The sequence below is a fragment of the Streptococcus sp. NLN64 genome, from assembly GCF_015831295.1.
GTDB lineage: Bacteria > Bacillota > Bacilli > Lactobacillales > Streptococcaceae > Streptococcus.
The window spans coordinates 1-11091 of the sequence record NZ_JADXDQ010000055.1 but is presented as its reverse complement, the minus strand read 5'-3'; the positions used below and the strand labels follow the sequence as shown (position 1 = coordinate 11091).

Here is an 11091-nt window from a genome sequence, read left to right as displayed (position 1 = left end):
GCATACGCTCAAGGCCTTGACACAAAATCCCCTTCTCTTTGCTTCACAACTAGGCTCAGCAGGCATCAATCTGCCAAATAAATTGTCCTATTTTTAGAAAAATGGTTGACAAATGGTAGAAAAATCTTTGGGGGAGATTTTGAGCTTGCTGCTAAAACTTTCGAAGAATGTTTCAAATAAGTAAGGCAAGACGAGCTAACACAGTGCTAAAAGATAAACTAAAACTGTAGAATTGATTTCCATCGAGTATCGCCACAGTCATCCTATGACTAGAAAGGAGGATCAGATGGAATTTAAGAAAATTCTTTCCGATCCCTTAGAATCGGTTTTTGCAGTGAGCCACCTGCAGCATCCTGATGCAGAATTTCTTTTAGTTGCCTCGGAAGGAAAAGAAGGGGCTTGTTTTGCTTATGATGTAGGGAATCAGTTCTCGAAACAGCTTGTTTGGGAAGGTTTGGGAGGGACTAAGTCTATTGTTCAGGTACCGAATAGTCTTGATTTTATAGCGACTCAAGGATTTTATCCAGAGTACGATGGAGCTCATTGTCAGTTGGTATACGGAAGCTACCAGAATGGGTCTTGGGACATTCATCCCATGCAAGTTTTTCCTTATCTCCAGAACTTTGATTTGATTCCATCAAAAGATGGGCAGGGAATCCACTTTGTGGGAACAACGATTGCAAATTCTAAGTTATTTGCAGAGGATTGGTTGGATCCTGGAAAACTCATTGTTGGTAAATTAAATATCCAGCAACAAACTCTGGAGGAAGTGTCTGACTTACCTCTACGTTTATTGAAAGTGCATGGCTATTTCCCAGCTCAGGAGGATGGTTATTCATTTATCAGCGCAGTTGAGGGAATCTTTAAACTTACTTTACCTGAAAGTCTGGACGCTCCTTGGAAGTTGGAACAGGTCTTTGATCAGGAAACCAGTGATTTGGTTGAGGTAGATTGGTCTGGTCCTAATGCCAGAGATAAAGCCATGATTCAAGGATTTCACGGGGATCAATTCAGGGTCTTAAATGCAGTTTTCCAAAAGGAAATCTATCGTTATCCAGAACCAACTCCTTTTGGGCACGCCCTTTGGGCGGGCTATTTAGCCCAAAAGGCATCTATACTATTTGGTTATCGAGAAGGGAAGGCTGAATTGATTCTCCTCCAAATGAAGGAGGACGGTATTGAGAGTCAGGTGGTAGAAGCAGGTGTTGGAGCCAGCAATGTGCTTGGATTTTCCGTTGAGGGGGATGCCTATATTTTTTCTGCTAACCATGGTCAAAATCAGGTCGTCTTATATCAAATACTAGAATAAAAAAGCTGGCAGGAATTGATCCGCCAGCTTTTTAGGGTAGAAAAAACTCGGAAGGGCTCCGAGTTACAATGCTAATTGCCGGGATTGAACCGGCGACCTCATCCTTACCATGGATGCGCTCTGCCAACTGAGCTAAATCAGCAACTTACCTACTTAGTATACAAGATGACCAAGTAGGTGTCAATAGGTTTTGAAAACTTTTTTGAAAATTTAGCGGAATTTAAACCCCTCATAGATCAACTCAAGTTTTGGGTTGATCTTGTGGATTTGTTTGCTGAGAGCAGCCATCATAGGTTGAGGGCCACACATGAAGACAGTTCCTGATTCTGGAAGGCTTTCCTGTTCAAAATCGAGGTAGCCGTCAACCTGACTGTTGACGAGGTGTAGGCGAAAATGAGGGTTTGTCTTTGCTTCTTCTTGAAGCAGATCAAGGTGAATCGCATTTTCTTCCCCTGTATAAGCATAGTAAAGATCGATTTCTGCCTCTAGTTTTTGAGCCTGGCGAAGCCCTGCTAAGAAGGGCGTCAAACCAATTCCGCCGGCAATCCATACTTGGCGCTTTTGTCCTTGTTGGAGGAGCATATGCCCATAAGCCCGATCGAGTGCAACCTTATGGCCGACTTTCAAGTTGTTATAAAGGTTGGCGGTGTGGTCACCAGAATTTTTAATGGTAAACTGAATGGTTTTTCCATGTCCTCCAGAGATAGAAAATGGATGGGCTCTGGTTTCAAAACCTTCTTCTCGGATTTGCAGAAATGCAAATTGTCCGGCTTCAAAAGGGAAGTTTTTTTGTAATTGCAGAGTTAGTTCAATGGTATCATGGTTTATTTTTTCAATTTTTGCAACTTTACCAAAATAGGAAAAACCAAAGGTTGGGTAATAAATCATGATGTAGAAGGCGGAGGCAAAACCAACAAGTATGAAATAGTTCGTTACAATTCCAAGAGGTGTAAAGGTTAAGACGAGATTCCCCATCAGCATATAGACATGGTGAACCGCAAATAGATATCCAAAAAAGACCAATCGATGAATCCAACGCCATGTTTCGTAAGGGATTTTTTTACCGAGGTAGGCAAGAAGAATGAGGATCAAAAAGATTGCCAGGCTATAATTTCCCATTCGGACACCGACAACTTCTCCTAGACGTGGTGGTACTAGACCGACCATGCCAATTCGATGGAGAAGCATGAGAACCAAGGCGAAGCAAGCTAAAAATTTATGCAAAGCATACATGTTTTCCAGACCATGAAAGAGTTTCTCGAGCCATAAAGCCCGGGTAGTGAGTAAAAAAGTGAGGGAGAGGGCTGTTAGAGCCAGAGCTGGTATGATAAACATCGTTAAGCCAGCCTGCGCCCAAACCCAAGCGGTTATGGCAAAGGAAAAGAGCAGAAGGAAGATTCCTTTTAACGATTTCATGTAATACTCCTATCTAGAATAAAATCTTTTCTAGTCTATCAAAAAAGAATCCCCATAAGCAAGAAATGTGCTTGTGGGGAATGCAGTTCTTTATGGGTTTGTTAAGTTTCTCTCTGAGGTTTCCTTACGAACTTCCTGTCGGAGTTGTAGGAAAAATTGTCCAAATTTAAACAGCAAATCTCTTTGTTCGGGACTCAACGTTTGGCTTCGTTGGATCACTTTAAGAATAGGACTGATGGCGTTTCGTTGGAAAAAGACATTAATGGAGGTGATACCTTCCTCCTCTAAGAGTGAGAAAAAGGTTTGGATAACGTTTGCGAGCTCTTTGTCTGGCACTTGTTCAACCAGATGAAGCATGGTTTGCGCGAGTTGTTGACTTCCTGTAGAAAGCTTGTTTTTTCGTTTAAACTGATGGTCTTCAATTTCCCAAGTAAAGGTATTGTGTTGAGCCATCCCGTTTCGAACAGAGCTTTGAATGATATGGGCAGGAGCTTGGGAATAGAGGAGGACGCCAACTACTGAGTTTTCTGGAATATACCGTTGAATTTTTGGGTGAATATTCTGGTAACTATTACTGCTGAGAATATTGGTGTGAAGGCCAGGTCCATCGAAGGAGTAGATATGACTCAGCTTTTTTTGAAACTCTTCCTTGGCTTGACTAGCGGCATAGATAGCTAAATTACCGCCCTTTGAGTGACCTGTAATGACAATATCCCCTTCTAATTTTTGTAAAGCCTGATCTAGATAGGATTTAGCCAAGTATTGGGCGGGGACTTCGTCCAAATAAGACATGAGCAAGTCCTCTTTCCAACCGACCAAACTGTCGTCGGTTCCTCGAAAGGCCAGGACATAGGTTTGGGGTTTGAGGCAAAAGATGATCGCTGAGAACTGAACATTTTCTTCAGACTTGATAATATTTTGAAATCCAACCAGCTTGAGGTTTTTGTAACGCTTGCTTGCGACCATAGCTTCCAATAACGAATAACGCTCCGTCATGAGGGGAGATGGATCATGGGGGAGTTTAGGCGCTAAGTCAACTAGCCTTTTGGCTTCATGTGGCGAAAAGCTTGAAGGGACTAGGTCATCAAAAGGTAGGTAACTCAGCTCAGCTAAAAGGAGATAGTCGATTTCCCCATAAGGGCGATCGTAGAGATCATCATACTGGACCTCGTTTATATAGTCTAAGGTGTTCATACGGTTTCCACTTTCTGACTAGCTCGAAAGAGGGTGAAGGAGGTGAAGAAACCTACTACGACGATAACCCAGCTCAAAACGGTGAGAGAGAGGCTTTGGACCAGAGTAGCAGCAATAATAACTCCGATAACACCACCAAGAATCATCCAACTAAGCCCTTTTTTATAATAGGAGTCGTTTTTCATAAAGGTCATGCTTGAAACGGGCATAAGGGCTGCACAGGAGGTCATCATGATAGGGAAGGCTGCTAGAGGGTTCATTCCTAGCAGATAGACCATCACCATACAGGGAGAGTATAGCCCCACACCAGCCGACATGAGTGCCCCAAGAATAAAGTTTCCAATGATACCAATAAGGAGCTTCCAACCAGTCAAGCCCATGGCAGTATTGCCAGAACCAAGGGAGTCGACAAGTCCCGTGATTCGTCCTAGCATGATGAGACTCGTAAGAAACATGGCAATGCTGACGGTTGTAAGGATAAACTTCTTGTCTAGGTGACTGACGATCTCACTCCCTAGTTTTCCACCGATTGTAGCAGCGGTAACCATTGAAATCAAGGTTAAAGCATCTACTTGAACCACACTAATGAAAAAGAGGGCTTCAACCAGAGTTGGAAGGGTGTGCATAACATTGAGCGTTCCTGGAAGTTGTCGGTCGTCGTCCAAGTAGCGAGCTGCGCGAAAGAGGGTGGTAGTGGTGAGGAAGGATCCAATTCCAAGAGTGTCTAGAAAATCGGCGATGAATCCAATAAAAAACCCGGTAACAGCCTTAGGGCCAGTTTCAAAAAGTTCCCGAAGGCTGGCTCTCCGACCAAGAGCGGTTAAGTAGATCAGGCATAGGACGATCAGAATCGTCAAGATCATAGTAACGATAAGAATTCTCCTTTCAGAATTAAAAGGGAAAGAGCCGACTTCACAAAATCCTGTTTAGGTAGAGGTAGCCCTCCTTCCACTATAGTGCAATGCAGTATGACTAGAGTATAAGTATACCATAGAATCGACAGTGACTAGTGGGATAGCGAACTCTGCTTCCAGATTCGCAAGGTGGATTGAATTTTATTTTTCAGCTATTTATACGAACAAAAGGGATGGGCATGTGATAGAATAAGGAGTATTTGAAAAAGGGAGTAGAATATGAAAGCATTTCGAAAAAAAGATGGGAGCCAAACTCGAACTGAAATGCGGCGCCATCTGGGTCTGAGAGACCTACTATTTTTAGGCACGGGAGCGATGGTGGGGACTGGGATTTTCACCATTACCGGTATTGGAGCAGCAACCTTAGCTGGACCAGCCTTGGTGATTTCCATTATCATATCTGCCTTCTGTGTGGGCTTGTCCGCCCTCTTCTTTGCAGAATTTGCATCACGAATCCCAGCATCAGGGGGAGCTTATTCTTATATCTATGCTGTCTTTGGGGAGTATCCTGCTTGGATGGTGGGCTGGTTTACCATTTTGGAGTATATGATGGCTGTGTCAGGTGTGGCTGCAGGTTGGGGTGGTTACCTCAAGGGATTGTTAGCCTCCTTTGGTTGGGAATTTCCTCAGGCCTTGAGTGGGACCTTTAACCCAGCGGCAGGGACTTACATTGACCTGTTGCCTGTTCTGGTTGTTGCGTTTGTGACGGCTGTGGTCCTCTTGCAATCTAAAACGGCCCTGCGCTTTAACTCATTGCTGGTAATCCTGAAGTTTTCCGCCCTTTTCTTATTTGTTTTGGCAGGAGCTTTTTATATCAAACCTGCTAACTGGGCTGATTTTGCACCTTTTGGTTTTGGTTCTCTCTATGGAGCTAAGACAGGGATTATGGCGGGGGCTTCCTTGATGTTCTTTAGCTTTTTGGGGTACGAATCTTTGTCAATGGCAGTGGATGAGGTGAAGGAGCCACAGAAAAATGTTCCGCGTGGGATTGGTTTGGCCTTGATTTTTGTAACCCTGATGTACATCCTAGTGACCCTTGTTTTGACAGGGATTGTGCCTTATGATCAGCTCAATGTGGCGGATGCGGTGGCCTTTGCCTTGAGGAGTGCGGGGTTAACGTGGGCGGCTAACTATGTTTCCCTGGTAGCGATTTTAACCTTAATCACGGTTTGCATTTCGCTGACCTACGCCCTTTCTCGGATGATCTATTCCATTGCGCGTGATGGTCTTTTGCCTCAGGCTTTTAGGAATCTAAATCCTGTCAGCAAGGTGCCGACCAATGCAACTCTTTTAGTGGGAGTTTTTGCGGCCATCTTTGCGGGAATTTTCCCTTTAGCCAGTCTAGCTTCCTTCCTAAATATTGTGACGCTGGCTTATTTGATTATTTTGGCTTTGGGTCTCATTCGTTTGCGTCAAACGCAGGGGATGCCGAAAGGACAGGAGTTTAAGACGCCACTTGTTCCTTTGCTACCCATTTTATCGATCCTTATCTGCCTGTCCTTTATGGTGCAGTATGATGGCCTAACCTGGGTTGCTTTTGGAATTTCGATTATTTTGGGAAGCCTAATTTATTTCCTATACGGACAGAAGCATTCGATCCTAAATTCATAATAGAGCTAAGAAACGTCGATCTTTGGAGATTGGCGTTTTTATCTTTCAGGAATCTCCTTTCTTTTTTGCCTGGATAGCCTTAGCATGATACAATGGTAACAGCAGGTTGAAAGGAGCTTTTTATGAATCAGTTAACAACCATGTTGGATCAAGAGTTTGGTCTTACCTTTCAAGATACAACACTCTTAGAAACAGCTTTTACTCATACTTCCTATGCCAATGAGCACCGTCTCTTAAACATTTCACATAATGAACGTTTGGAATTTTTAGGAGACGCTGTTCTACAGCTTTTGATTTCCGAATATCTGTATGCTCGTTTTCCGGAAAAACCGGAAGGGGAGTTGTCTAAACTTCGGTCGATGATGGTCCGAGAAGAAAGTCTTGCTGGTTTTTCCCGGGATTGTCAATTTGACCAATATATCCGCTTAGGGAAAGGGGAGGAAAAAAATGGAGGCCGTTCCCGCGAGACGATCTTAGGCGATCTCTTTGAAGCCTTTCTAGGTGCCCTGCTTCTAGACCAAGGTGTGGAAGCCGTTCGAACCTTTATAGCCACTTACATTATCCCCAAAATTGAAAAAGGACAGTTTGAGCGCGTGGTGGACTATAAAACTCACCTTCAAGAACTGCTCCAGGCTGGGGGTGATGTCCAGATTCGCTACCAAGTTCTAAAAGAATCGGGGCCTGCTCATGCCAAAGAATTTCTAGTTGGAGTCTTTCTGAATGACCAAGAATTGGCTAGAGGGTTGGGACGTTCCAAGAAATTAGCCGAACAGGAAGCAGCTAAAAAGGCTGTTGCAGAAAGGGAAGCGCATGTACTTAAAGGAAATTGAAATCCAAGGTTTTAAATCCTTTGCCGACAAGACCAAAGTGGCCTTTGACGATGGCGTAACCGCCATCGTCGGGCCCAATGGCTCTGGGAAAAGTAATATTACAGAGAGTCTGCGTTGGGCCTTGGGAGAATCCAGTGTCAAAAGCCTCCGTGGAGGCAAGATGCCGGATGTTATTTTTGCGGGAACGGAAGCTCGTTCCCCCCTTAACTATGCCCGGGTGCGGGTAACCTTGGACAATCAGGATCAGTACTTGGCTGGTCAAGGGGAGCAGGTTCAGATTGAACGGCAGATTTTCCGGAATGGAGATAGTGAGTACCGGATTGATGGACGCAAGGTGCGTTTAAAAGACATTCATGAGCTTTTTATGGATACCGGTTTGGGAAGGGATTCCTTTTCGATCATTTCCCAGGGAAAAGTCGAAGAAATCTTTACGAGTAAGCCTGAGGAGCGTCGGGCTATTTTTGAAGAAGCTGCGGGTGTTCTCAAGTACAAAACGCGTCGTAAGGAAACAGAAAATAAACTCAAGCAGACCCAGGAAAACTTGGACCGCTTGGAGGATATTCTCTACGAACTTGAATTGCAGTTACCTCCCCTCAAAGAGCAGGCGGAGGTTGCCCGCCGTTTTCAAGACTTAGATGGTCGGCGGTACCAAGCCACTTTGGATTTTATCCTAGCGCAATTGGATCAAGGGAAACGCGAATTAGATCAAGTGGTTGCGGCTTTAACGGAGGTTGAGGGCAAGTTGGCGTCTTTCAAGGAGCAGCGTTTGAGCTTGGAGGAGGAGCTACAGGTCTGTCGAACCAAGGCGCAAGCTGTTGAAGGGGAGATGGCTAAGAAGCAGGAAGATTTATTGGCCTTGACTTCTTTGGTGGCGGATTATCAAACCAAGCAAGCCTTGCTGAAGCAGGAACGTCAACAATCGGGTCAGGCGGAAGCTGAAGGGCGCAAGCGTCTCGCTGAACTGACTCAGGAAGAATCTACTCTCAAACAAGCCCTTCAAGACTTAGAGGAGGGATTGGCTTCGGAGGCTCAAGCCTTGGCTTTACTGAAGGATGAGGAGAAGGGACTTCGTGACCGTCTCAGTCAAGCAGATGACCCAGAAAGTCATTTGGAGCAACTGCGTGAACATTACTTGGAACTCCTACGCAAAGAAGCAGATTTGAGCAACCAGGCGACGAGTTTAGAAACGCAATTGGAAGCTCAGGAAGCCCAGGATTCTCAGCGAAGTCAAGAGCGGCAAGAGCTGGGGCAGCAGTTGCAGAAGGCAGAAAGTCAAACCCAGCGTTTGAAGTCAGAACTAGAAACTGTCGAAAGAGAATTAGGGGCTGCGCTTAAGGACTATCAAGATCGTGAGGCAAAACTCGTCCAGCTTCGTCAATCCTATCAGCAGCAACAGGAAACTTATTTCGGTCAGATGGAAACAGTCCGCAAGTTGGATGCCCGTCGGGAGAGTTTAGGAAATATTCTCGCCAATCATTCCAATCTCTACGCAGGTGTTCGGAGTGTTCTGGCCGCCCAAGACCGACTTGTGGGGATACGTGGGGTGGTTAGTGAACACCTAACCTTTGACCTACGCTTCCAGCAGGCCTTGGATGTGGCCTTGGGAGCTAGCAGTCAACACCTGATTGTGGAAGATGAAGAAGCAGCGACCCAGGCCATTCGCTATCTTCAGGAAAAGCGGGCTGGTCGGGCTACCTTCCTTCCATTGACACGGATTCAGGCCCGGACCATTTCGGACCAGCAATCAGCGACCCTGGCTCAGGCACCCGGATTTTTGGGGATGGCGGTTGATGTGATTCACTTTGATCCGGAATTGGCGGGAATCTACGGTAATCTTTTGGGAACCATTGCGATTTTTGAAAGCATTGACCAGGCTCGCCAAGCGGCCCGTAGTCTCAACTACCGCCTGCGTTTGATCACCCTGGATGGTTCGGAAATTCGTGCTGGTGGCGCCTATGCCGGAGGAAGTCAGCGGAACAACCAGAGCCTGCTGCTGAAGCCAGAATTGGAGCAGGTTCAAGCGCAGCTGCAAGCAGCCCAAGTTGATTTACGACAGTTAGAACAATCCTTGGCCCAAACCAAAAAAGAGGTCGACGCTGGTCAAGCTGACCTCGAACAGCTCAAAACGGATGGCGAAGCTCTTCGGCTTCGGGAACAAGCGACTCGCCTCAATTGGGAACAGGCTCAGAGTGATTACCAACGCCTGAAGGAGCTTTTGCGAAATCAGCAAGAAAGACTTGGGGAAAATGCGCCTGCCCAGTTGCAAGAAAGACTGGAATCGTTACAAGAAACTCTCAGAGAAGTCGGACTAGACAAGGTCAAACTGGAAGCCGATCTAGAAGCGCTTCGTGAAAACAAGGACGCTCATCGTGATCAGGTTAAGGCCTTGGAAGAGAAACTTCAGAACTTGCTAGTGGAACAGACAGGTAAAAAAGGCCACCTCAATCTCCTTCAGAGTCAGAAAGATGCCAAGCAGACTCAGTTAACAAGTCTTGAACAAGAGCAGGCTGATCTAGAAAGACGCCTTCAGCAGTTGGCTTCTCTTGAAGACTTGCAAGGCCAAGCCAGTGATTTGGAAAGTCGCTTGCAAGAAGCTCAAGCCGAAAAAGATGCTTGTCAGCAGGCCCTCATTCGACTTCGGTTTGAGAAAGAGGACTTGGAAGCCCAAGTGGAAGACTTGAATGATCACCTAGACCAGGCTCGTCGGGAAAATGAAGGGCTCATTCGGCAGGAAGCTCAGCTAGATTCCCAACGATCTAGTTTAGAAGCTGCCTTACGACGGGATTTGCAGCGCTTGACAGATGATTACCAGATGACCATCGAAGCTGCGCGTGAACAGGCTCAACCGGTTGAAGACCTTGAGCAAGCACGGGAAGAACTCAAGCAGTTGGAACGAGCGATCAAGGCATTAGGACCTGTGAACTTGGCAGCCTTGGAGCAATATGAAGAAGTTAAAGAGCGCCATGATTTCCTGACCAGCCAACGTCAGGACATCTTGGATGCAAAAACCTTGTTGCTGGATACCATGGATGAGATGAACCAAGAAGTTCGGGAACGATTCCAAACGACCTTTGAAGCTATTCGTCAGAGTTTCAAAGAGACTTTCCGTCAAATGTTTGGTGGTGGCCAGGCGGATCTCTTGTTAACGGATCCGGACCTGCTGGTCGCAGGGGTGGAGATTTCAGTTCAACCTCCTGGTAAAAAGATTCAATCCCTAAATCTAATGAGTGGTGGGGAAAAGGCGCTCTCAGCTTTAGCCTTGCTCTTTGCAATTATACGTGTTAAGACCATTCCTTTTGTCATTTTGGACGAAGTAGAAGCGGCCTTGGATGAAGCCAATGTAAAACGTTTTGGAGATTACCTCAAACGCTTTGACCAACGGTCTCAGTTTATTGTCGTAACCCACCGTAAAGGAACCATGGCAGCAGCCGATAGCATTTATGGTGTGACCATGCAGGAATCCGGAGTATCGAGCTTGGTTTCTGTTCGTCTAAAAGATATGGAGTAACAAAAAAATCGACCCGCGCGGTCGATTTTTTTACGTCAGTGAACTTCATTGAGTAGTAGTAATAGGTCGGAAGAATTGGCTTTTCTCCCAAAGTTTAGAGTGGGCGGAGTCTAATGTGCTTTTATTATGTCTCTGATTGAGACAGCTAAACTCCATCAAGTGAAGTGGTCAGTAAAAAATTTCGTAAACGCCCAATAACAAGGTGTCTTCAACTGAACTAGAAATCTAGCTATACTAGTCTTATAAATCATCAGAATGGAGATTGATATGGTAGATTCTAGCTCGTTCACTATGATAAATCTATGCGAT

Annotated in this window: 7 protein-coding genes and 1 tRNA gene; 4 read left to right on the top strand and 4 right to left on the bottom strand. The window is 45.5% G+C overall.

Annotation, left to right across the window (positions count from 1 at the left end):
- The first annotated feature begins 286 nt into the window (after nucleotides 1–286).
- Entirely contained in the window at nucleotides 287–1309 is a 1023-nt protein-coding gene (locus tag I2503_RS07765) for a hypothetical protein (RefSeq protein WP_196967575.1), read from the top strand.
- Between the two features lie 69 nt (nucleotides 1310–1378).
- On the opposite strand, the gene I2503_RS07760 is transcribed toward I2503_RS07765, so the two are convergent.
- The 4 genes from I2503_RS07760 to I2503_RS07745 all read right to left on the bottom strand — a co-directional run bounded on the left by I2503_RS07760 (nucleotide 1379) and on the right by I2503_RS07745 (nucleotide 4782).
- Nucleotides 1379–1451: transfer RNA gene (locus tag I2503_RS07760), tRNA-Thr, on the bottom strand.
- Nucleotides 1452–1519: 68 nt separating this feature from the next.
- Nucleotides 1520–2725 (bottom strand): ferric reductase-like transmembrane domain-containing protein, encoded by a 1206-nt coding sequence (locus tag I2503_RS07755; RefSeq protein WP_196967574.1) that lies wholly within the window; start codon nucleotides 2723–2725, stop codon nucleotides 1520–1522.
- Between the two features lie 90 nt (nucleotides 2726–2815).
- A complete protein-coding gene (locus tag I2503_RS07750; protein WP_196967573.1) occupies nucleotides 2816–3919 on the bottom strand; it encodes an Mbeg1-like protein in 1104 nt (367 codons plus the stop codon).
- A complete protein-coding gene (locus I2503_RS07745) occupies nucleotides 3916–4782 on the bottom strand; it encodes a sulfite exporter TauE/SafE family protein (protein ID WP_210766825.1) in 867 nt (288 codons plus the stop codon). The genes I2503_RS07750 and I2503_RS07745 overlap by 4 nt, the downstream gene beginning before the upstream one ends.
- A gap of 270 nt (nucleotides 4783–5052) precedes the next feature.
- On the opposite strand from I2503_RS07745, the gene I2503_RS07740 reads away from it, so the two are divergent.
- From I2503_RS07740 to smc, 3 genes are all read left to right on the top strand, one after another.
- The gene (locus tag I2503_RS07740; protein ID WP_196967572.1) at nucleotides 5053–6444 is read left to right on the top strand and encodes an amino acid permease; all 1392 of its coding nucleotides are present in this window, start codon (nucleotides 5053–5055) and stop codon (nucleotides 6442–6444) included.
- A gap of 122 nt (nucleotides 6445–6566) precedes the next feature.
- A complete protein-coding gene (gene rnc / locus I2503_RS07735) occupies nucleotides 6567–7274 on the top strand; it encodes a ribonuclease III (protein WP_196091325.1) in 708 nt (235 codons plus the stop codon).
- Complete coding sequence (gene smc / locus I2503_RS07730; protein WP_196967571.1) at nucleotides 7255–10782, top strand: chromosome segregation protein SMC; 3528 nt, start codon at nucleotides 7255–7257, stop codon at nucleotides 10780–10782. Before rnc ends, smc begins: the two co-directional genes overlap by 20 nt.
- The last annotated feature ends 309 nt before the right edge of the window (nucleotides 10783–11091 follow it).

What these genes read in the sequence shown, in the direction of transcription:
- I2503_RS07765 (WP_196967575.1), top strand. Translation starts at nt 287, where the DNA reads ATGGAATTTAAGAAAATTCTTTCCGATCCCTTAGAATCGGTTTTTGCA.
- I2503_RS07740 (WP_196967572.1), top strand. Translation starts at nt 5,053, where the DNA reads ATGAAAGCATTTCGAAAAAAAGATGGGAGCCAAACTCGAACTGAAATG.
- rnc (WP_196091325.1), top strand. Translation starts at nt 6,567, where the DNA reads ATGAATCAGTTAACAACCATGTTGGATCAAGAGTTTGGTCTTACCTTT.
- smc (WP_196967571.1), top strand. Translation starts at nt 7,255, where the DNA reads ATGTACTTAAAGGAAATTGAAATCCAAGGTTTTAAATCCTTTGCCGAC.
- I2503_RS07755 (WP_196967574.1), bottom strand. Translation starts at nt 2,725, where the DNA reads ATGAAATCGTTAAAAGGAATCTTCCTTCTGCTCTTTTCCTTTGCCATA.
- I2503_RS07750 (WP_196967573.1), bottom strand. Translation starts at nt 3,919, where the DNA reads ATGAACACCTTAGACTATATAAACGAGGTCCAGTATGATGATCTCTAC.
- I2503_RS07745 (WP_210766825.1), bottom strand. Translation starts at nt 4,782, where the DNA reads ATGATCTTGACGATTCTGATCGTCCTATGCCTGATCTACTTAACCGCT.